This is a genomic window from Rhizobium sp. 1399 (assembly GCF_031455475.1).
GTDB lineage: Bacteria > Pseudomonadota > Alphaproteobacteria > Rhizobiales > Rhizobiaceae > Rhizobium.
The window spans coordinates 498878-519172 of sequence record NZ_JAVDSU010000004.1 but is presented as its reverse complement, the minus strand read 5'-3'; the positions used below and the strand labels follow the sequence as shown (position 1 = coordinate 519172).

Annotated in this window: 20 protein-coding genes and 2 tRNA genes; 14 read left to right on the top strand and 8 right to left on the bottom strand. The window is 58.9% G+C overall.

Annotated elements, in window-relative coordinates; all coding sequences use genetic code 11:
• Positions 1-167 precede the first annotated feature (167 nt).
• The 3 genes from J2X71_RS16955 to J2X71_RS16945 all read right to left on the bottom strand — a co-directional run bounded on the left by J2X71_RS16955 (position 168) and on the right by J2X71_RS16945 (position 4923).
• A complete protein-coding gene (locus tag J2X71_RS16955; RefSeq protein ID WP_310383122.1) occupies positions 168-3011 on the bottom strand; it encodes a valine--tRNA ligase in 2844 nt (947 codons plus the stop codon).
• Between the two features lie 119 nt (positions 3012-3130).
• Positions 3131-4027: a DUF2497 domain-containing protein gene (locus tag J2X71_RS16950; RefSeq protein WP_310383120.1), complete on the bottom strand. Its 897-nt coding sequence runs from the start codon at positions 4025-4027 to the stop codon at positions 3131-3133.
• Between the two features lie 230 nt (positions 4028-4257).
• Positions 4258-4923, bottom strand: a complete 666-nt coding sequence (locus tag J2X71_RS16945; protein WP_310383119.1) for a protein-L-isoaspartate O-methyltransferase — start codon at positions 4921-4923, stop codon at positions 4258-4260.
• 472 nt (positions 4924-5395) lie between these two features.
• On the opposite strand from J2X71_RS16945, the gene J2X71_RS16940 reads away from it, so the two are divergent.
• Positions 5396-5686, top strand: coding sequence for a hypothetical protein (locus J2X71_RS16940; protein WP_310383116.1), 291 nt, complete (start codon positions 5396-5398; stop codon positions 5684-5686).
• 70 nt (positions 5687-5756) lie between these two features.
• Here the strand turns inward: J2X71_RS16940 and J2X71_RS16935 are convergent.
• A tRNA-Cys gene (locus J2X71_RS16935) sits at positions 5757-5830 on the bottom strand.
• A 460-nt stretch (positions 5831-6290) separates the two neighbouring features.
• Here J2X71_RS16935 and J2X71_RS16930 point away from each other — a divergent pair.
• The gene (locus tag J2X71_RS16930; protein WP_310383114.1) at positions 6291-6680 is read left to right on the top strand and encodes a KTSC domain-containing protein; all 390 of its coding nucleotides are present in this window, start codon (positions 6291-6293) and stop codon (positions 6678-6680) included.
• Positions 6681-6779: 99 nt separating this feature from the next.
• Here the strand turns inward: J2X71_RS16930 and J2X71_RS16925 are convergent, their stop codons facing one another.
• Positions 6780-7073 (bottom strand): hypothetical protein, encoded by a 294-nt coding sequence (locus J2X71_RS16925; protein WP_113324107.1) that lies wholly within the window; start codon positions 7071-7073, stop codon positions 6780-6782.
• Between the two features lie 118 nt (positions 7074-7191).
• On the opposite strand from J2X71_RS16925, the gene J2X71_RS16920 reads away from it, so the two are divergent.
• From J2X71_RS16920 to J2X71_RS16900, 5 genes are all read left to right on the top strand, one after another.
• Positions 7192-7266 (top strand) — tRNA-Asn (locus tag J2X71_RS16920).
• A gap of 397 nt (positions 7267-7663) precedes the next feature.
• Positions 7664-8551, top strand: a complete 888-nt coding sequence (locus tag J2X71_RS16915) for an AraC family transcriptional regulator (protein ID WP_310383111.1) — start codon at positions 7664-7666, stop codon at positions 8549-8551.
• A 163-nt stretch (positions 8552-8714) separates the two neighbouring features.
• A complete protein-coding gene (locus J2X71_RS16910) occupies positions 8715-9116 on the top strand; it encodes a heme-binding protein (protein ID WP_310383109.1) in 402 nt (133 codons plus the stop codon).
• A 38-nt stretch (positions 9117-9154) separates the two neighbouring features.
• Positions 9155-9958: an SDR family oxidoreductase gene (locus J2X71_RS16905; RefSeq protein ID WP_113324094.1), complete on the top strand. Its 804-nt coding sequence runs from the start codon at positions 9155-9157 to the stop codon at positions 9956-9958.
• A gap of 71 nt (positions 9959-10029) precedes the next feature.
• Positions 10030-10578 (top strand): nuclear transport factor 2 family protein, encoded by a 549-nt coding sequence (locus J2X71_RS16900; protein WP_310383106.1) that lies wholly within the window; start codon positions 10030-10032, stop codon positions 10576-10578.
• A 195-nt stretch (positions 10579-10773) separates the two neighbouring features.
• On the opposite strand, the gene J2X71_RS16895 is transcribed toward J2X71_RS16900, so the two are convergent.
• On the bottom strand, positions 10774-11433 hold the full coding sequence (locus J2X71_RS16895; protein WP_310383104.1) for a peroxiredoxin: 660 nt from the start codon (positions 11431-11433) through the stop codon (positions 10774-10776).
• 278 nt (positions 11434-11711) lie between these two features.
• Between J2X71_RS16895 and J2X71_RS16890 the strand changes: the two genes are divergently transcribed.
• A complete protein-coding gene (locus tag J2X71_RS16890) occupies positions 11712-12509 on the top strand; it encodes a creatininase family protein (RefSeq protein ID WP_310383102.1) in 798 nt (265 codons plus the stop codon).
• Here J2X71_RS16890 and J2X71_RS16885 read toward each other — a convergent pair whose 3' ends face one another.
• Positions 12510-13460 carry a LysR family transcriptional regulator gene (locus J2X71_RS16885; protein WP_310383100.1) on the bottom strand — a complete coding sequence of 317 codons (951 nt, stop codon included), beginning with the start codon at positions 13458-13460 and terminating at the stop codon, positions 12510-12512. It abuts the gene before it with no gap.
• Positions 13461-13643: 183 nt separating this feature from the next.
• On the opposite strand from J2X71_RS16885, the gene J2X71_RS16880 reads away from it, so the two are divergent.
• The 6 genes from J2X71_RS16880 (at position 13644) to J2X71_RS16855 (ending at position 19699) form a co-directional block, all read left to right on the top strand.
• On the top strand, positions 13644-14660 hold the full coding sequence (locus J2X71_RS16880) for an ABC transporter substrate-binding protein (protein ID WP_310383098.1): 1017 nt from the start codon (positions 13644-13646) through the stop codon (positions 14658-14660).
• Positions 14661-14727: 67 nt separating this feature from the next.
• Positions 14728-15552, top strand: coding sequence for an ABC transporter ATP-binding protein (locus J2X71_RS16875; protein WP_310383097.1), 825 nt, complete (start codon positions 14728-14730; stop codon positions 15550-15552).
• A complete protein-coding gene (locus tag J2X71_RS16870; protein ID WP_310383096.1) occupies positions 15552-16397 on the top strand; it encodes an ABC transporter permease in 846 nt (281 codons plus the stop codon). The genes J2X71_RS16875 and J2X71_RS16870 overlap by 1 nt, the downstream gene beginning before the upstream one ends.
• Positions 16397-17710 (top strand): cytosine deaminase, encoded by a 1314-nt coding sequence (locus tag J2X71_RS16865; RefSeq protein WP_310383095.1) that lies wholly within the window; start codon positions 16397-16399, stop codon positions 17708-17710. The genes J2X71_RS16870 and J2X71_RS16865 overlap by 1 nt, the downstream gene beginning before the upstream one ends.
• Position 17711: 1 nt before the next feature.
• Complete coding sequence (locus tag J2X71_RS16860; protein WP_310383094.1) at positions 17712-19121, top strand: FAD-binding oxidoreductase; 1410 nt, start codon at positions 17712-17714, stop codon at positions 19119-19121.
• Entirely contained in the window at positions 19118-19699 is a 582-nt protein-coding gene (locus J2X71_RS16855) for an NAD(P)H-dependent oxidoreductase (RefSeq protein WP_310383093.1), read from the top strand. The genes J2X71_RS16860 and J2X71_RS16855 overlap by 4 nt, the downstream gene beginning before the upstream one ends.
• A gap of 171 nt (positions 19700-19870) precedes the next feature.
• Here J2X71_RS16855 and J2X71_RS16850 read toward each other — a convergent pair whose 3' ends face one another.
• Entirely contained in the window at positions 19871-20260 is a 390-nt protein-coding gene (locus J2X71_RS16850; protein ID WP_310383092.1) for a RidA family protein, read from the bottom strand.
• Between the last annotated feature and the right edge of the window lie 35 nt (positions 20261-20295).

Sequence of the window (20295 nt, the reverse complement as noted above, 5' to 3'; positions counted from 1 at the left end):
AACCGACAACAGTGTCAGTTTTCGCGCACAGCATACCCCAAATGGGTGATATCCACAGGGGTTGCGGCCCTAACCAGCCAAATTTAAGAGAATCATCATACTTTTGAACGCAAAAGGCGCGCTCCAAGGGAACGCGCCTTCAGGAATAATATACTCGTTCCCCGCGATTATCCTGCTTCGCTAACTCGCGCTAGAGCAGTCCTCAGGCTTTCGATCTGGTTCGTCAGTTCGGCGTGACGCTCGCGTTCCGCCTCCACCACTTCCGGGTTGGCATTGGCGACAAACTTCTCATTCGAGAGCTTGCCGTCGATGCGCGCGATCTCGCCCTCGGCCTTTACAATCGCCTTTTCGAGACGGCTCTTTTCCGCCGCGAGATCGATCAGATTGCCAAGCGGCAAGCAGGCGGTCGCTTCTGCGACGATGATCTGAGCGGCACCCTTCGGTGCAGATTCCGCCAGCGAAATACCGTCGACCCGCGCCAAGCGCTTGATCGCCGCATCATGACGGAACAGCCGTTCACGCGTCAGGCTGTTGGCGCCAACGACGACGAGCGGCGCGGTGGCCGACGGCGGCACGTTCATTTCCGAGCGCACCGAGCGGATGCCGGAAACGAGGTCGATCAGCCAGTTGATCTCATCGGCCGCAGCATTGTCGGCATAAGACGGCGACGGCCATTCGGCGTGGCAGAGCAAGCTGTCACGTTCCTGGCCCTCACCGGCCGTGTGCGCCCACAGCTCTTCAGTCATGAAGGGCATGAAGGGATGCAGCAGCTTGTAGATCTCTTCCAGAACATAAGCGCTGCAGGCTTGAGCTTCGGCCTTCGCGCCCGCGTCTTCACCGCCGAAGACCGGCTTCAGAAGTTCGAGATACCAATCGCAGAACTGGTTCCAGACGAAACGATAGAGCGCACCGGCGGCATCGTTGAAGCGGTAGGCTTCAAGCGCTTCCGTAACGTCACGTTCCGTACGGGCAAGCTCCGTCAGGATCCAGCGGTTGATGGTGAGCTCGGCTGCTTCCGGCACGAAATGCGGATCGCTCTTGACGCCGTTCATTTCAGCAAAGCGCGTGGCGTTCCAGAGCTTGGTGCCGAAATTCCGGTAGCCGGCGATGCGAGCCGGGTCGAGCTTCACGTCGCGGCCTTGGGCTGCCATGATCGCCAGCGTGAAACGCAGCGCATCGGCACCGTATTCGTCGATCAGTTCGAGCGGGTCGATGACGTTGCCCTTGGACTTCGACATCTTTTGCCCGTTCTTGTCGCGCACCAGAGCGTGAATATAGACGGTATGGAACGGCTCGACCGGGTTATCGTCCTCATCCTTCATGAAATGCAGGCCCATCTGCATCATGCGAACAACCCAGAACGGGATGATATCGAAACCGGTGACAAGAACGCTGGTCGGATAATATCGCTCCAGTTCGGGCGTCTTGTCCGGCCAGCCAAGTGTCGAGAACGGCCAGAGGGCCGAGGAGAACCAGGTGTCGAGCACGTCTTCGTCACGTACCAGAATCTCGCCCGGCCTGAAGTTCTCAAGCAGGTCCTCGACATAGGCCTTCATCGGTCCTTCATGCGACAGGTAGTGCTGGATGGCGGCCTGCAGTGCCTCCTCTTCGGTCTTCTCGACGAAAACCTGACCATCCGGGCCATACCACGCCGGAATCTGGTGACCCCACCAGAGCTGACGGGAGATGCACCACGGCTGGATATTGTCCATCCATTGGAAATAGGTATTTTCCCAGTTCTTCGGGACGAACTTTGTCCGGCCCTCGCGAACAGAGGCAATGGCAGGCTTGGCAAGGGTCTTGTTGTCAACCCACCATTGCTCGGTCAAACGCGGCTCGATCGGCACGCCACCACGATCGCCATGCGGAACCATATGCTTATGCGGCTCGATCTTATCGAGCAGACCGGCTTCCTCGAAAATCTCGACAATGATCTTTCGTGCAGCAAAACGATCCTGGCCTTCCAGCCGGTCCCAGGCGCCATGCAAGGCGGCCGGATGATCGAGACCTTCCAGGAAATCCTCATTGTCCTTGATGGTAATCGTGGCGTCGACATTCATGATGTTGATGACACGCAGCCCGGTGCGCCTGCCGACGTCGAAGTCGTTGAAGTCATGCGCCGGCGTAACCTTGACCGCGCCGCTGCCGGCGGTTGGATCGGCATAGCTGTCAGCAACGATCGGAATGCGTCGGCCAACGATCGGCAGGATGACATGCTTGCCGACGATCGACTTGTAACGCTCGTCCTTGGGATTAACCGCAACGCCGGTATCGCCAAGCATCGTCTCCGGCCGCGTCGTCGCAACCACGAGGTAATCGCGCGTTTCGAATTCGGTGGGCTTGCCCTCCTCATCAAAAGCGATTGGATACTGGTAGGTGACGCCGTCTTCCAGCGGATAGCGAAGATGCCAGAGATTGCCTTTGAGCTCGATCTGCTCGACTTCCATGTCGGAAATCGCCGTCAGCAACTTCGGATCCCAGTTGACGAGGCGCTTGTCCTTGTAGATCAGCCCTTCCTTGTAGAGCGTGACAAAGACTTCGAGAACAGCCTGCGACAGGCCCTCGTCCATGGTGAAGCGCTCACGCGACCAGTCACAGGAAGCGCCGAGACGCTTCAGCTGGTTGAAGATCAGGCCGCCCGATTCACCCTTCCACTCCCAAACCTTTTCGATGAAGGCATCGCGGCCCATCTCGCGGCGGCCGGGAAGCTGTTGTTCCATCAGCTTGCGCTCGACAACCATCTGCGTGGCGATGCCGGCATGGTCCATGCCCGGCTGCCAGAGCACATCCTTGCCGCGCATGCGCTCGAACCGCACCATGACGTCCTGCAGCGTGTTGTTCAGCGCATGACCCATGTGCAGCGAACCGGTCACGTTCGGCGGCGGGATGACGATGGTGAAGCTGTCGGCGCCCGGCTTGGCATTAGCGCCGGCGCGGAAGGCATCGGCCTCATCCCATTTCGCAGCGATTTTCGGTTCGACGGCGGCGGAATCGTAGGTCTTTTCGAGCATTTTCTGACCAATTCGAGGTTCGAGGATGGGCGTTTTGTAAATAGGATGGTTACGGCCAAGTCAATAAAAAAGCCGCCCCGGAGACCGGAGCGGCTCTTGTCTGGAAAAAGCGTTTCCGATCAGCGGCGCGGGCCGCGCGCCACACGTTCGATCTCTTCGCGCACGAGGCGTTCGACGAGCGTCGGCAGATTGTCGTCTAGCCATTCGCGCAGCATCGGCCGCAGCATGTCTTCGGCAATCTCATCCAGCGAGCGGCGCTCGGCTGCGCCATCGATGGCAGCGGCGAGCTCTTCGAAGGAACGGGCAACCTGCAGGCCGGTGTTCTGGGACAGAAGTGACGGCTGAACGTCTTCCGCTACACGCAAAGGTGTAACTTCGGCAGGCTGGAAGGCCACCGACTCGACGCGCTGTTCGACGACGGGAAGCATGGGTGCCTCCTCGACGAGCGCGGGCTGCGGAACCTCGGGCAGGCGCTGCTCGGCAAAGACCGGCGCAGGCTCGGGCGCATACTGAGGGACGGGGGCAACGCGGGGAGCCGGAGCCGGCTCGACCGGGCGGGGGGTGGGCGCTGCGTGCGGCGCGTCATAAGCTGACTGCGGCTCGAATTGCGGCTGCGGTTCGCGGAACACCTGGGGCATATCACGCGGCATGTCACGGAGAACCTGGCCGGCCTGAACGGCACTACGCTCGGAAGCGGCGCGGACGCGGGCTGCGACATCGGCAAGCGACATGGCGCGGGCCGGCATTTCCGGCTCAGGCGCAATACCGGCAGAATTTGCAGCGACGAAACGCGGATCGGGACGCAGCGCAGACGGCTCCGGGAACTCGACGCCGGCATAGGTATCGTCAACCGTCAGATGGATTTCGGAGTCGTTGTCCTCTTCCGCACCGTAAACGGGAGGAAGCGAGGCGGAAATCGCCTTTCCGGCGCCTGGCTCATTGCTTTCGATGATCTGGCGAATGGAGGCCAGGATCTCTTCCATGGACGGTTCACGCACTACACCTGGCTGAGCCATATCTATCCCCGTTATCCCTTAACAACGACCGGATGGCGTAGAGCATGCACCCGAATCACCATGACCTTAGAATACCCCAAAGGGGAAAAAAATCAGCGCGAATCAAACAAATGCAGCCATGCACAGTTTTGTTACCCAAGTGTAAGCGAAGTCTGTGAAGGCTTTTAAGACAGCCGAAACGAAAACGGGCGCCCATGGCGCCCGCTCAAAAAATCGGCGGTAGAAACGCCTTAAAATACGAATTCATGAGCCTTGGCGAAACCGGGCAACGGCTTGACCGAAGCATTGAAGAAGACGTTCTCGGAAACAGCACCGCGCTCGCTGACGAAGACCTTCGCGCGCGCAGCATTGCCATACCCCTGCACGACAACGAGACGGCCGCCATCCTGCAGTTGGCCGAGAAGTGCCGCGGGAACTTCTTCAACCGAACCGTTGATGAAGATCAGATCGTAAGGAGCGCCAGCGGCATTGCCCTTCTCAAGCGGGCCAGTCGCCACCTGCACATTTGCATAGCCGGCGAGATTTGCTTTGGCTTCAGCCGCAAGGGTCTCGTCCGATTCGAGCGCCACAACGGAGCCCGCGATCAGCGACAGCAGCGCGGAGGCGTACCCCGTGCCGGCGCCGACTTCGAGAACGGCATCATCCTTGGTGATGGCTGCGAGTTGCAGCAGCTTGGCGAGCGGCGACGCCTCCATGAGGAAACGGCCCGGATTGCCAGCGGTTGCCGGAGCAATTTCGATATCATTGTCAATATAAGCCAGCACCTTCGCCTTCTCCGGCACGAACGCCTCGCGCGGAACGGTGAGGAAGGCCATCAGCACCGAATGCGAGGTAACGTCCGTGGTGCGGACCTGGTTGTCGACCATCTTTACGCGTGCTGCTTCGAAATCCATCATATCCTCTCGCCGATGAAAGCGGTTCTGTCTTCCGTCTCTTAATCTCCGGCACGAATGCTTTCAAGGCTTGCCGGAGACCCGTTTGAAGAATCCCGCAAACCCCTCCCCGCATGCAACAGGCGAAAAACGATAGCTGCAACTTCTGCGTGGAGCAAATTGCGATTTCATGATACTGTTCTAACCGGAGGAAATGAGGAGGAGCAGGCCATGTCTGCCATTCTGGAATATTTTACGCTGTTCGACCTTTTTATCGGCGCAGCGCTCGTCGGCATATTCTGCTGCGGGCTCTTGGACCGTGAGACGAACTGAACAGATCGTACTCTCCCAGTAAAAGTTTCCTGGCCGCTTGCTCGGCGCGCCGGAGAAATAGATTTCGGCGTCCAGTCGGATCAAGCCGGCACAGTCGATTGCGCCATTAACTCTATATCAACCATATTGTTGCGCCAACCGCGACTTTCGCTAGGTTGGCCGCATGCAAACATTCGCCATTCAATCGCCAGATATCGAAGCGCTTCACTACAATCCGGAAGCGCGGCTGCTGCTTGTGAAGTTCAAAAGCGGCGCCATCTGCAATTTCACACGTATCTCGGCGCAGGCATTGCAACGACTGCTCGGCCCAAATGTGCAGATAGAGAACCCAACGGCAGAGGACGATGCCGACTATCTGGCGAGCCTGCGCAGCGGAGGATTGCGGGCGCTTTATTTCCTCACCGGCATCAAGCCAGCCCAATTCGATTTCGCCCAGGCTCCCGGCATCTGTTGATGCGAGACTGCCGGATCGATACCGCGCCTCATTTATGAGGCGGATCAGATTTCTATGTCGGTGGAAATTTTGGAGGCCTCGCCCGGAATTGAACCGGGGTACAAGGATTTGCAGTCCTCTGCGTCACCACTCCGCCACGAGGCCTCACAGGCTGTCATGTTAGCCGTGGCGAGCGTTTAGAATGATCGTAAGGAAATCGCAAGAGGGCTTTCCAAAAACATTTCCTGCAATTTCAAACTCCGGCCACATCCGGCGGATACAGAACAAGAACCGATCCAGTCTCGAAGGGCGCCGCGACAGCCGCACGCATAGCTGATGATAAAAAGCCCATTCTGCTGGAAATTCGCGCTCGGTTGAACAACAATTGAGCTAGCAGCTGCTCAGATAGGCCTCCAGGCTATCTAAATTGCACAATAGGCATATCTCAACGAGTTTAGCCGATCACTTATATTCATCCAGGAGGCGCGATCTGCGATCGCAACAACGCCTTCACTTTCTTTATATTAGAGACATCGAAATATCACCTCAAGCATTAGTAACGAATTCTTAACTTGACTTTCAGAATCGTCATTCCATGCTGCCTATGGGAGAGACAGGAGCAGAGATGAATTGGGTGCCGTTGAATTCCAAACAGATCCGCGCCGTATCCTACGATCCAGAAACCCAGGTTCTTCATGCCAAATTCGCCGGCCGCCGCCCAGTCCGGCATGTCGGGGTGCCACCGCATATCTATGGCAATCTCGTCGAAACCAGCGATCCGGAATTTTACTATAAATATTACCTTGAGCCTTCGCGTATTCAGACCGGCTGGTGGCGGAAAGCCAGCCTCAGCTCTAATGCGGTGAAGCTGCTGATGATTCTCGTCGGCGCACTCGTGATCACGGCGACGGCGCTTGAGGAAAATGGCGAGTTGCCCATTCACCTGTCCGAGATCACAGGGACGGGCACGACCTCTCCAGCCTCTGGCGAAAGGCCCGCCGTCTCTCCGCAGTGACGGAGCCCACTACCCAAGCAACCGCAGTGCGCCAATCTGCCAGCAGGCAGTTCAATCAGCCCGTCGTCGACATGGTCGCTTATGGCTTCCTTGGCGACTTCACGCAGGGCGCTTTCGGCGATGCCACCAGACTGCAATGCGTCGCCGCCATCTGCGTGCTATCGGCAGGTCGTGGGATAAGACGAGGAAGCCCAGCGGCAGCATCCAGAACCCGAGAACAGGCAAAAAGCCCAAGACGCCGCCGAAAATGAGCAGCGCTCCGGTCGTCATGCGTGCGATGCGCGAGCGCGGCATCGGCACCCGAAGCGAGCCGAGAACCAGCTTGCCATCTCTGTGGTCGATCCCGAAACGTTTTTCTCCGGCCTTTTTCGGCCCATTTTTCCTGCTAGTCATCCACAAAAGATGGGCTCAAGCGCCGCGAATACAAGCTGATTTCATTTTTTTGAAAAAACTGCTTGGCAAATCGGGAAAGCATTTGTATTACCCCGCTCACGCCGCGGCCAAGCGGTGATCCCTGGTAGCTCAGCGGTAGAGCATTCGACTGTTAATCGACAGGTCGCCGGTTCGAATCCGGCCCGGGGAGCCAGTTTCGAAGGGCCTTGTTGCAAAACAAGGCCCTTTTTCATTGCCTGTTTTCAATGAGATAGCCTGATTTCCTGAGTTTTCGACGGTTCGATTTGCTGAGCTGGTTTGTAGATCTCCGTACATTCTCCTTACTTTCGACCGACATGGCGCAATGAGCAAGACGCTCTGCGGCCAATATGCTGACGCTAGCACTTCGGGCGATGACACTTGCACTCGCCTGAATTTTCGCCAAAATCCTGATCGCAATGCGCGGACTCCTAATATTAGCGTGGCCCGTGTCCGGAATTTTCATTCATAAATCAAAATAGAATTGCAGACGGCAGCGTGGCGGCAGCAATCGGCTCATCGAAGCTGAATGGTTCAAATTCCCAGACCTTTCTTCACGACGAGGATGCGACATGGATTTCGACGCATCGCAAGGTGACAGAAAATATCCGACCAGCAAGCAGGTGGGCGGGCTCGTCGAATGTTCAGGTTTGCAGGTCGAGCTCCGGCATTTCGATCCGGGCTGGCAGGTCGATCTCACCCTCGAATGCACGGAAATAGCAGTCCTGCTGTCGGGTCAGTCGAAGATCAGGTGGACCGGCGACGGTCACCGGCGGGAGGCTATCGCCCGCCCCGGCGTTGCATGGGTATGTCCCGCCGGTGTCAATGAGAGCGCCGTAGAGATCGTCGGCACCATGCCCGAGTCCCTTCACATCTTCCTGCCGCCATCACTCGTCGGTGAGAGCGCGCTTTCGAACTTCGACATCGACCCGGCCAAGGTGCAGCTCGCCTATGCGGGCGGTGTCCCTGATCCGGTGGTCTTGCAGATCGGCGAGCTCTTTCGTGGTGTGCTGAATCGCAAACTGGAAGCGACAGACCGGCTGTTTCTCGACGGGATTCAGCAGGCCCTGGCCGCGCATTTGCTCGGCACCTATTCGTCAGCACGTTGGCGTCCGCCGACGCGGACACCTGCCATCGATCCGAAAAGGCTGCGGCGCGTCCTCGATTTCATCGAGGCTCGCATCGCGGCGGAGATCTCGCTCGAAGACCTTGCGGCCGAGGCTTGCCTCAGCCCCTTTCACTTTTCCCGCACGTTTCGCGCGGCCACCGGCTTCACCCCGCATCGCTACGTCACCCAGCGACGGATCGAGGCGGCCAAAGAGAAGCTGCGACTCACGCAGTCCTCGCTGGTGGAGATTGCCATCGACACCGGCTTAGGCTCGCAGGCCAATTTCACCCGCGTCTTCCGCAAGATGACGGGTTTGACGCCTGGCCAGTACCGCACGCTCTTCACCTCCTAGCAATATCCGCCGTCCTGACGCGTTCGCCGGCCCCTCTGTGCGCGGTCCGAGCGCAAGATCTGCAAATACTGCAGCAAGAGATGGAAATACCGCAAAGCGCCTTCCGGCCTACACCTGTCTCATCGAACGGGGGTATCCCCGACCGAAGAGGGGAGACCGGGAAATGATTACTACTGACGAAGCCCGTAGGGTCATCGCCGCCGGCGAGGCGCGGGCAAGAGAAATCGGCGTTCCAGCCAATATCGCAGTCCTCGACGCAGGCGCCTACATGAAGGCGTTTGTCCGAATGGACGGAGCCCTGCTGGGCTCCATCGACATCGCCGTTAACAAGGCCCGGACGGCGGCACTGTTTTCCATGCGCACTGAAGCAATCGGTGAATTCTGCAAACCCGGGGGCACCTCGTTCGGCCTGGAGCAGACCAATGGCGGCCTCGTCGTCTTCGCCGGCGGCATTCCCCTCACCAATGGACGCAATATCGTGATCGGTGCAGTCGGCGTGTCCGGAGGGGCCGTCGCCCAGGACCTCGAGATTGCCCAGGCTGCAGCGGCCGCCCTCACCGCCTGAAATGCTTTTCAACCCCAAGCACATCGAAAGGAGTTATTATGACCAAGACCATTCTCATCACTGGCGCAGGGTCCGGTTTCGGCAAAGCCGCCGGCATCGGCATGGCCAAGAACGGCCACAACATCATCGCCACCACGCAGGTTTCGTCGCAGGTCACGCCGCTGCGCGAAGAAGCGGCCGCTCTCGGCCTGAAGAACTTTCGCGTCGAGCGCCTCGATCTCACCGACCCCTATGACATCAAACAGGCGCAGGGTTGGGATTTCGACGTGCTCTGGAACAATGCAGGCATGGGCGAGGCCGGCCCGGTCTGGGAAATTCCGGTCGAGCTCGTCCGCAAGAACTATGAAGTCAATGTCTTCCTGCCGCTGGTACTGACCCAGGGTGTCGTCCAGAAATGGGTGCGCGAAAGCAAGAAGGGCAAAGTGGTCTTCACCTCCTCGATGGGCGGCCTGTTCACTCCGGCCAATTGGGGCACCTACGTCTCCACCAAGCACGCCCTGGAATCGATCGCCGAAGCGCTGCAGCAGGAGCTTGGTTCTTACGGCATCAAGATCCAGACGATCAACCCGGGCGCCTACTACACCGGCTATAACGAGACGATGGCCGATAATCCTTTCCGGTGGCTCGATGACAGCAAGAACTTCACCAAGCGGGCAGACCTGCGCAACGGCTTCAACGACTTCTTTGCCACCCCTGAAGGCAAGATGGACCCGCAGGAAATGATCGACCGGATGATCGAGGTCGTCCCCGCCGACACAGGCAAGTTTCGCAACGTGGTTCCAAAGGTCATCGAAGACATGCTGAAGGAGCATCAGCTCAAGGCCTGGGAAAACCAGATCTGATCGGCGCAGAGCCTCGCAGGCGACACCCGATCAGCGGGTGTCGCACCACCAATCAATCTCTGGAGGAAGCCATGTCCATCACCGCAAGTGCCATCGTCCACAGCCCGGGATCCCTCGCCCGCCGCATCTTCAACGCTGCGCTCGGCATCGCCGCCACCATCCTGGCCCTTTGCGGGCTCGAAGCCCGGGCGGCCTCGCAGACGCTGACCGAAACCGAATGCCGCAACAAGACGGCCGTCGAGGCTGGCTTTGAGAAGTGGGCGTCTGGCACGGGCAGCCCCTATGACCTGCTCGCCGACGACGTCCGCTGGACGATCGAGGGCTACTCGCTGGCATCGAAGACCTATCCGAGCCGTGAGGCGTTCCTGCGCGAGGTGATCCGCCCGTTCAATGCCCGCATGAAGGCGCCGCTGAAGCCCGCGATCCGCAACGTCTATGCCGACGGCGACACCGTGATCGTCTTTTTCGATGCCCGCGGCATCGCCCGCGACGGAAAACCTTACGTCAACACCTATGCCTGGTTTCTCGACATGCGCGACGACCGTATCGTCCGAGCTTCGGCCTTCTTCGATTCGGTCGCGTTCAACGACTTCTGGACCCGTGTGACGCCATCCGAATAGGCCAGGACCGACCTGCGTTCCAAAGCGGCGCTGCAGCGAGCAATACTACCTCTACGTCCGCGGCAACCATTCTCGTTCGCGGGAAAGCGAGAATGCGTCTCTGATAGAGGCCTGCGCCAGCCGACCTAAAAATAAAGACGCCCCGGAAGCCGGGACGTCTTTTGATCCAATCACAGTATCAGCGCAGTGGCTAACTCACGCAGACGGCTGCTTGGTCTTTCTAAGATACGGCAGAACCGTATCGAAGGAGCCGAAGCGGGCGACGGCGTCTTCATTGGAGACGGCAGCCGTGATGATGACATCGTCGCCCTGGTTCCAGTTGGCCGGCGTAGCAACCTGGTGCTTGGCGGTCAGCTGGATGGAATCGATAGCGCGCAGGATCTCGTTGAAATTGCGGCCTGTCGTCATCGGGTAGGTAAGGATCAGCTTGATCTTCTTGTCCGGGCCGATGACGAAGACCGAGCGCACGGTGGCGTTATCGGCGGGCGTGCGGCCTTCGGAGCTTTCGCCGGCACCAGCCGGCAGCATGTCATAGAGCTTGGCGACCTTCAGGTCCTTGTCGCCGATCAGCGGATATTCGACATCGAAGCCGGTCGCCGTCTTGATGTCGTTCTTCCACTTGCCGTGGCTTTCGACCGGATCGACGGAAATGCCTATGATCTTGACGCCGCGCTTCTTAAACTCGCCTTCGAGGCCGGCCATGGTGCCGAGCTCGGTCGTGCAGACCGGCGTGAAATTCTTCGGATGCGAGAAGAGGACGGCCCAGCCGCTGCCGATCCAGTCATGGAACTGAACAGGGCCCTGGGTCGTGTCGGCGGTAAAATCGGGAGCAATATCGTTGATACGTAGGCTCATGGTCGGCCCTCCAATTGCGGATCGTTAAATCTGAACACTCGCAGGCAGTTCTGCGTGCCGATGACTATCTACAGACCAGCGCCAAGCGTGGTCAAACCAAAGCCTTCCTCGAAAGTGGCAACGGCGGAATATTTATTTCCCGCGTGCAAAGATGGCCTGACATCGGACTAACGGCATCATGTGCGCAAAAAGGCAGCGGCGCGCGCGCAAATCGATGCTTTTCGCATGCCGCGTTATTCCCTACTCACTATCGAATAATGACAAAGAGGGAAGCGGCGATGGCGGCACCATTCTACTGGAATGAATTGAACACTTATGATTTTGCTGCGCTTTCTGCCGACACGACCATCGCTATCCTGCCGATCGCTTCGACCGAGCAACACGGTCCGCATCTGCCCATCGCAACCGATGTGGCGATCGCCAACGGCATGTTGGCGGAACTGCGCCGGCAACGGCCCGAGGACCTCGACATCCTCGTCCTGCCGACCCAGGAAATCGGCAAGGCCAACGAGCATGTCTATGGTCCAGGTACGCTTTCCCTCAGCGCCGAGCTGCTGATCCCTGTCTGGACGGCGATCGGCGCGAAGGTGGCGGAGGCCGGTGTGCGCAAGCTCGTTATCGTCAATTCGCATGGCGGCAATGTCGATATCATGAGCATCGTCGCCCGCGAGCTGCGCGTGCGTTACCAGATGGCCGTGGTTTCCACCCAATGGGGCCGGTTCGGCAATCCTGACGGCATGATCAGCGAGCACGAGACACGTTACGGCATCCATGGCGGCGAAGTCGAGACATCGCTGATGCTGCATTTCCGACCGGAGCTGGTACGGATGGAGAAGGCTGAGAATTTCGTTTCGAAGGCCGAATGGATGCGCGAGCAATCGCACTATATCCAGCCGCTGCCGCCGCATTCGCTCGCCTGGATCGCGCATGATCTCAATCCGAACGGCGTCGTCGGCGATGCTTCGAAGGGCACGGCCGAAAAGGGCGAAGCAATCTGCCGCCATCAGGTGAAGGGCTTTATCGAGCTGCTCCATGATCTGAAGCGCTATCCGCTCTCCAACCTTTATTCGCACTAATCACGCAACGACAGGCCGCTCCAGCGGGATGTGCCCCTTGGCCTGCAGTTCCTGAACGAGACCCGCAAGCTCGGCCAGGAGATACTCTACGAAAAGGCTGGTGGCGGAATCGAGCGGCGCGCGGGCGCGGGCAAAGAGCTTCATCGGCTGATGGCGGCTATGCGGCTCGGCAATCGGGCGGAACACCAGTTCGCCCTGGCGGCACTCGGTGATGACATCGAGCGGGTTCAGCATGGAGAGCCCTGCTCCGCATTTGACCAGTTTCTTCAGCATTTCCGAGGCATTGGTTTCCAAAACAGGCTCGACAGGGATATCGAGCCTGGACATTGCGAGGTTGATGACCTCACGCAGGCTGGTACCCTGCTGCGCAAGCACCAGCCGCTCCTGCACGACATCGCCGAGATTGATCGGCCCTGGTCCGATCAGGGGGTGGCCGGGCGGCAGGATGACGCCAATCGGGATATCGAAATTGCCGAGCGTGCGGATACCGGGTGTCGCCGGAATATTGAAGCCGAGGCCGATATCCACCTCACCCGACAGCACCGGGTTGACTGTCATCGTCCCGGCGTCGTTGCGCAGCTGGATGAAGACACGCGGATGCTCCGACTGGAAGCGGGCGATGATTTCCGGCAGCGGGCCTGCGGCAAGACCGACCGTCGTCACCAGCCGTACCTTGCCGGCCTGCTGCATCTTCAGGCTTTTGATGCGCCCTTCCAGCCGCTCGTAGTTCTTCAGAACCTCGCGAATATGCTCGATGCAGAGTTCGCCGGCGGCCGTCAGGCGCAAGCCACGCGGCAGGCGCTCGAAGAGCGGAGCGCCCATCTCCTCCTCCAGCGCCAGAATCTGTCGGTTGATCGCCGAAGAGGCGACATTGAGGCGCGCTGCGGCCTTCCTGATCGAGCCCGTTTTCGCAATCTCATTGATGTAGAGAAGCTTTCTGGAGTGCAGCATCGCAACCTCATTGCATCGTTTTTGAGCACAGCGCCCAATTTAGGCACAGATATCCAGTGAGATGCCAAAAAGGCATCACTGCGCACGAATTTTGCTGCTTTTCAAAGAGCGAAGCAATCGGTCAAATGAAGAAAATCGGAGGCCAAAAACGAGCTTCCAAGGCACCAGAAGGGAAACGCCGCCATGTCCAACAGATTGAAAACATCCGCATTTTCTGCAGTTCTTGGGCTTGGCGGCATACTTGCTGCCAGTGTACCCGGCTATGCGCTCGACAAGGTCAGCTATGGCACCAACTGGCTGGCGCAGGCCGAGCATGGCGGCTTCTACCAGGCCGTGGCCGACGGGACCTATGCGAAATACGGCCTCGACGTTTCCATCGTGCAGGGCGGGCCGAATGCCGCCAACAACGCGCTGCTGATCTCAGGCAAGATCGACTTCTATATGGGCGGGCCGCAGGGCGAAATCTCCGCCGTCGAGCAGGGCATTCCGCTCGTCGATGTCGCCGCGATCTTTCAGAAAGATCCGCAGATCCTGATCGCCCATCCTGACGTCGGCGTCGACAAGTTCGCAGATCTTGCGAAGCTGAAGACCTTGTTCCTCAGCAAGGATGGCTACCTCACCTATTTCGAATGGATGAAGGCAAACTTTCAGGGCTTCAAGGATGAGCAATACAAGCCCTACAACTTCAACCCCGGCCCTTTCCTCGCCGACAAGCAATCCGCCCAGCAGGGTTACCTGACCTCAGAGCCCTACGAGATCCAGAAGCAGACCGGCTGGGAGCCGAAGGTCTTCCTGCTCGCCGACAATGGCTATTCGCCCTATTCGACGATGATCACCACGACCCAGCAGATGGTCGATACCAAGCCTGATGTGGTGCAGCGCTTCGTCGATGCCTCGATCGAGGGCTGGTACAACTATCTCTACGGCGACAACAGCAAGGGCAATGAGCTGATCAAAAAGGACAATCCGGAAATGACGGATGGCCAGATCGCTTATTCCATCGCCAAGATGAAAGAATACGGCATCATCGAATCCGGTGAGGGCCTGGAAAAGGGCATCGGCTGCATCACCGACACTCACTACAAGAAGTTCTTTGACGAAATGGTGGCGATCAAGGTCTTCAAGCCTGAGACCGACTACACCAAGGCCTTTACGACGAAGTTCGTGTGCAAGAGCGTTGGTGTATCGCTGAAGAAATAAGCCTCCCAAGCAGTGTCCGTCGCCATCCGGCGGCGGGCCGCATCCCCTTCGATAAAAGAGCGAGAGAATGTCCCTAGCCGAAACCAAGGCGGCGCCTTCGAGGGAAATACGCAGGCGGCCGCTTGTCGTCATGCAATCAGTCTCGAAGGTCTTTTCCAGCGGCACGATTGCGCTTTCGGGCATGTCGCTGACGGTCGAAAGCGGCGAGTTTATAAGTCTTCTCGGTCCCTCCGGCTGCGGCAAGTCCACGGCCTTGCGCATCATCGCGGGTCTTGGCGATGTCACGTCGGGCAAGATCGACTGGCCAAGTTCGCGCATCAATTCGAAGGGCCTGCCGGAGGGCGACATCGGCTTCGTCTTCCAGGAGCCGACGCTGATGCCCTGGAAGACGGTTTTCGGGAATGTCTATCTGCCGCTGAAACTGCGCGGTGTTTCCAAGGCCGAAGCAAGTGATCGGATCATGGAAGTCCTTGCAACCGTCGGCCTTCAGGATTTCGCCAATGCCTATCCGCGGGAACTCTCCGGCGGCATGAAGATGCGTGTGTCGATCGCCCGCGCCTTGGTGACCAAACCGAAACTGCTGCTGATGGACGAGCCTTTCGCAGCGCTCGACGAGATCACCCGGCAGAAGCTCAATGACGACGTTTTGCGGTTGTGGAAGGCGACCGGCATCACGGTGATTTTCGTCACGCATTCCGTCTTTGAGTCCGCCTACCTTTCCAACCGGATCGTGGTGATGAAGGCGCGGCCCGGCCGCGTTCATGCCGATATTCCGCTTACGACGAGCCTCGATCGTGACGCGCACTACCGGACTTCCGAGGAATACCGGCAGGCCTGCGAGACCGTTTCCTATTCGCTGATTGGCGCGATCAACGCGGCAAAGGAAGACTGATGAGCATCGAGACAGTCGAAAATTCCGTGCCGGCAATGCCCAATCCACTCAATGCGAAGCGCCGGGATCTATTGCTCCGCATTACCGTGCCTTTTGTCGCCATCATCGTGCTGATTGCGATCTGGGCGACCTATGTCAAGGTTTCGGGTGTGCCGCCCTATATACTTCCGAGCCCATTTGCGGTTGCCGGAGCGCTCGTTAGTGATTGGGGCACGCTTTCGCCGGCGCTCTGGGTTACGACCAAGATCACCTTCATGTCGCTGGCGCTCGCCCTGATCGGCGGCGTCGGTTTTGCGATCTTCCTGGTGCAGTCGCGCTGGATCGAGATCGCCTTCTATCCGCTCGCCGTCATCCTGCAGGTCACGCCGATCGTGGCGATCTCGCCGCTGATCCTGATCTATGCGCCGTCGACGCAGGTGGCGTTACTGATCTGCGCTTTTCTCGTCGCCTTCTTTCCGATCCTGTCGAACATGGTGCAGGGATTGAAGAGCGTCGATCACAACCTCATCAATCTCTTCGAGCTCTACAGCGCCTCGCGCTGGCAGACGCTGCTTTATCTGAAGTTGCCCGCGGCCCAGCCCTATTTCATGACCGGGCTTCGCATCGGCGGCGGTCTGGCGCTGATTGCGGCGGTTGTGGCCGAGTTTGCGGCCGGTTCGGCGGGTGCGGGCTCCGGCCTTGCCTTCCGACTCCTCGAAGCGCAATACCGCATGAATATCCCCCGCCTCTTCGCTGCGCTCTTCATGCTGTCGATGCTCGGTGTCGCGATCTTTGCCATCACCTCCTTCATTTCATGGCTCAGCCTGCATCGCTGGCACGAGAGCAGCCTGAAGCGGGAAAATTGATGACCTATTCCTTCATGTCTCCCCCGAATGCGGGCCGCTTCGTGCTGGCCAATGCGACGCTCCCGACCGTTGCCGTCAGCGACTTCGCTGCTGCCTCCAATGAGGGCCTCGTCAAGGCCGACATCGTGATTGCCGACGGTCTCATCTCGGCAATCCTGCCCTCCGGAACAGCACCGGCGGAATTCGCCAAGTCCGATATGAAAGAGGGCATGGTCTGGCCGTGCTTTGCCGATATCCATACGCATCTGGACAAGGGCCATATCTGGCCGCGCAAGCCCAATCCGGACGGCACCTTCATGGGTGCACTGGAGGCCGTCGGCAGGGACCGCGAGGCGAACTGGTCGGCGGCGGATGTGCGCAAGCGCATGGAATTTTCGCTACGCTCGGCCTATGTGCACGGCACCGGCCTAATCCGCACGCATCTGGATTCACTTGCTCCCCAGCACCGTATTTCTTTCGAGGTCTTTGCCGAGGTGCGCGACGAGTGGAGAGACAAGATTGCCCTGCAGGCAGTCGCTCTCTTCCCGCTCGACAATATGGTCGATGAAGCCTTTTTCGCCGATCTCGTTGCTGTCGTGAAGGACAAGGGCGGCCTGCTTGGCGGTGTCACCAGGATGGGACCGACACTCGACTGGCAGCTCGATACGCTTTTGCGCGCGGCGACGGAGAATGACCTCGATGTCGATCTGCATGTCGATGAGACGGATGATCCGGGCGCGGAGACACTGAAGGCGATCGCCGAAGCGGTTCTACGCAACCGGTTCGAAGGCAAGGTGACAGCGGGCCATTGCTGCTCTCTGGCGCGGCAGGATGACGATGCGGCCAAGCGGACCGTGGATCTCGTTCACAAGGCAGGGGTTTCGGTCATCTCGCTGCCGATGTGCAACATGTACCTGCAGGATCGCTATCCCGGCCGCACGCCGCGCTGGCGTGGCGTCACTCTGTTCAAGGAACTGGCGGCTGCCGGCGTCGAGACGGCTGTCTCCTCCGACAATACGCGCGACCCCTTCTATGCCTATGGCGATCTCGATCCGGTGGAAGTATTTCGCGAGGCGGTTCGCATCCTGCATCTCGACCATCCGCTCGATACTGCGGCGCGTGTCGTCACGGCGTCACCGGCCAAGATTGCCGGCAGGCCGCAGATGGGCCGCATTGCCGTCGGCAACCCCGCCGATCTCGTGCTCTTCAGCGCAAGGCGCTGGAGCGAATTCCTTTCCCGTCCGCAGTCTGACCGCGTCGTGCTTCGCCGCGGCAAGGTGATCGACCGCAGCCTGCCGGATTACCGTGAACTCGATAGCGTCGTTGGAGGCTGAGATGGCCGATTATCAGAAGATCAGACAAGAACTCGAAGGTATCGCGGTCGAAGACAATCCGGCGCTCGTTCGCCAGAAGAGCCGGGATTTCTACTGGTATTCGCCGATCCTGAAGGCGCAGCTCGACAATGTGACGGCGGATATCGTCGTCACGCCGAAGAACGAGGCCGAAGTCATCCAGACGCTGAAGGTTGCCTTCGCCCATGGTGTTCCTGTCACCCCGCGTGGCGCCGGTACGGGCAATTACGGTCAGGCCATGCCACTGTCAGGCGGTATCGTGCTCAACCTTGCCGCCATGGACAAGATCAAGGAAATTCATCCCGGCCGCGTCATCTGCGAACCCGGCATCGTGATCGCCCAGCTCGACAAGCAGGCCAAGGCACATTCCGGGCAGGAGTTGCGCTTTCACCCTTCGACGGCGCAAACGGCGACGGTCGGCGGTTTCATTGCCGGCGGCTCTGGCGGCGTCGGCTCGATTACATGGGGCGGGTTGCGCGATCTCGGCAATATCCTGCGCTTGCGTGTCGTGACCATGGAGGCGGAGCCGCGGGTGCTCGATCTCACCGGCTGGGACCTGCAGAAGGTCAGCCATGCCTATGGCACCAACGGCATCATCACCGAAATCGAAATGCCGCTGGCACCTGCCTATGACTGGGTGGACGTTCTCGTCGGCTATGACGACTTCATGGATGCAGTGCGCTTCTCCGATGCGCTGGCGAAGTGCAACGGCATTCTCGTCAAGGAAATAGCGCCGATCGCAGCACCCATCCCGCATGAATATTTCACCCGCCACAAGCCCTATATCCGTCAGGGCCAGTCGATCGTCGTGCTGATGATCGCACCGCATTCCATGGATGCCTTCCTGGCCTTTACGGCAGCGCAGAAGGGTGAAATCATGTTCCGTTCCGACAAGGTCGAGAGCATGCGCGGCATCCCGCATGCCTATGAACTTGCCTGGAACCACACGACGCTGCGTGCCCTCAAGGTCGATCCGTCCTTCACCTATCTGCAAGTGCAGTATCCGGGGCCGGATCATGTCGCCAAGGTGAAGAAGATGGTGGAGATTTTCGGCGATGAGGTGCCGGGTCATCTCGAATTCATCAAGTTCGATGGACAGATCCAGTGCTCGGGCTTGCCGCTGGTACGCTACACGACCGAGGAACGGCTGGAAGAAATCATCAAGATCCATCAGGACCACGGCTGCCCAATCTTCAACCCGCACCGCTATACGCTGGAAGAAGGCGGCATGAAGCGCACAGACAAGGTGCAGCTCGCCTTCAAGCATGAGACCGATCCGAAGGGGCTGCTCAACCCCGGCAAGATGATCGCCTGGGAAAATCCCAACTTCGATTTCAATGCCGGCAAGAACTATCTCTTCCCGGGCCTTGCCGCCGTTATGGAGGCTTCATGAGGGTTCTCGTCCTCCATTCGCACCCGGTCGAGGAAAGCTACGGCAAAGCGCTCTTCAGACAGACCCTGGAGAGCCTCGCCAAGGCCGGGCACGAGGTGGATGCGTGCGATCTCTATGCGGAAAATTTCGACCCCGTCCTGTCGAAACATGACCGGCTCGTCTATCACGACTATCCCGGCAATACCTCGCTGGTGAAACCCTATGTCGAGAGGCTGAAGCAGGCCGAGGCGCTGGTCATTTGCACACCGGTGTGGAACTTCGGTTTTCCGGCCATCCTCAAGGGCTACTTCGACCGGGTCTGGCTCCCCGGTGTTTCCTTCGCGCTCGTGGACGGCAAGGTTCAATCCCGACTGCGGCATATCAAGAAGCTCGGTGCAGTGCTGACCTATGGCGCGACACCTTTTCGCGCCTTCGTTGCCGGCAATCCGCCTAAGAAGATCGTGAAGCGTGTTTTGCGGGCGCAGATCAACCCACTCAAGCCGGTCACCTTTCTCGCCCATTACGACATGAACAATTGCACCCCGGAGACGCGAGCAGCGTTTCTCGCCAAGGTGAAGAGCGCGATGGAGCGCTTCTAAAGTCGCGCAAAAATGTGGTGCGGTTTGCGACAACCACATGCGAAAACAAGTGCCTGAAGCGCGGCAAGCAAATCAGAAGGATTGCGATACGCTTTAGGAAGCGGCTTGCATGCGTGCTGCCACGCCGTTGAACTGCGCGGTCGTGATCGCCACGGAGCCTGCGGTCAAACCTTAGAAGACCTTGGCGGCCGTTACTTCCACCTCGACCAAAAATTCGGGCCGGGTAAAGCCGCTGACGATGATGAGCGTCGAAACAGGTTTCGGGTCGAGCGTGAAGCGGTCGCGCACCGCCATATAGGCCGGGAAATCCTCCCGCTTCGTTACGAAGCCGGAAACGCGGATGACATCGGCAAAGCTCATCTCGGCCTCGGCGAGGATCGCCTTGATCGCCTCGAAGCAGAGCTCGGCCTGCGCCGTCACATCCTCGGGGACCTTTTCATCGAGACCGATTCCAAGTTGACCTGACGTGACCAGCAAGGACGCGCCCGGCGGCACGAGAAGGCCGTGATTGTAATTTCCGAAGGGCCGGCGGACGGATGGCGGGTTGAAAATCTTGTTCATGAAAAACCTCGCTATAGACAGAGTTTTATAGCGAG

Coding starts and splice junctions, on each gene's coding strand:
- J2X71_RS16955 (WP_310383122.1), bottom strand. CDS start 3,011: ATGCTCGAAAAGACCTACGATTCCGCCGCCGTCGAACCGAAAATCGCT.
- J2X71_RS16950 (WP_310383120.1), bottom strand. CDS start 4,027: ATGGCTCAGCCAGGTGTAGTGCGTGAACCGTCCATGGAAGAGATCCTG.
- J2X71_RS16945 (WP_310383119.1), bottom strand. CDS start 4,923: ATGATGGATTTCGAAGCAGCACGCGTAAAGATGGTCGACAACCAGGTC.
- J2X71_RS16940 (WP_310383116.1), top strand. CDS start 5,396: ATGCAAACATTCGCCATTCAATCGCCAGATATCGAAGCGCTTCACTAC.
- J2X71_RS16930 (WP_310383114.1), top strand. CDS start 6,291: ATGAATTGGGTGCCGTTGAATTCCAAACAGATCCGCGCCGTATCCTAC.
- J2X71_RS16925 (WP_113324107.1), bottom strand. CDS start 7,073: ATGACTAGCAGGAAAAATGGGCCGAAAAAGGCCGGAGAAAAACGTTTC.
- J2X71_RS16915 (WP_310383111.1), top strand. CDS start 7,664: ATGGATTTCGACGCATCGCAAGGTGACAGAAAATATCCGACCAGCAAG.
- J2X71_RS16910 (WP_310383109.1), top strand. CDS start 8,715: ATGATTACTACTGACGAAGCCCGTAGGGTCATCGCCGCCGGCGAGGCG.
- J2X71_RS16905 (WP_113324094.1), top strand. CDS start 9,155: ATGACCAAGACCATTCTCATCACTGGCGCAGGGTCCGGTTTCGGCAAA.
- J2X71_RS16900 (WP_310383106.1), top strand. CDS start 10,030: ATGTCCATCACCGCAAGTGCCATCGTCCACAGCCCGGGATCCCTCGCC.
- J2X71_RS16895 (WP_310383104.1), bottom strand. CDS start 11,433: ATGAGCCTACGTATCAACGATATTGCTCCCGATTTTACCGCCGACACG.
- J2X71_RS16890 (WP_310383102.1), top strand. CDS start 11,712: ATGGCGGCACCATTCTACTGGAATGAATTGAACACTTATGATTTTGCT.
- J2X71_RS16885 (WP_310383100.1), bottom strand. CDS start 13,460: ATGCTGCACTCCAGAAAGCTTCTCTACATCAATGAGATTGCGAAAACG.
- J2X71_RS16880 (WP_310383098.1), top strand. CDS start 13,644: ATGTCCAACAGATTGAAAACATCCGCATTTTCTGCAGTTCTTGGGCTT.
- J2X71_RS16875 (WP_310383097.1), top strand. CDS start 14,728: ATGTCCCTAGCCGAAACCAAGGCGGCGCCTTCGAGGGAAATACGCAGG.
- J2X71_RS16870 (WP_310383096.1), top strand. CDS start 15,552: ATGAGCATCGAGACAGTCGAAAATTCCGTGCCGGCAATGCCCAATCCA.
- J2X71_RS16865 (WP_310383095.1), top strand. CDS start 16,397: ATGACCTATTCCTTCATGTCTCCCCCGAATGCGGGCCGCTTCGTGCTG.
- J2X71_RS16860 (WP_310383094.1), top strand. CDS start 17,712: ATGGCCGATTATCAGAAGATCAGACAAGAACTCGAAGGTATCGCGGTC.
- J2X71_RS16855 (WP_310383093.1), top strand. CDS start 19,118: ATGAGGGTTCTCGTCCTCCATTCGCACCCGGTCGAGGAAAGCTACGGC.
- J2X71_RS16850 (WP_310383092.1), bottom strand. CDS start 20,260: ATGAACAAGATTTTCAACCCGCCATCCGTCCGCCGGCCCTTCGGAAAT.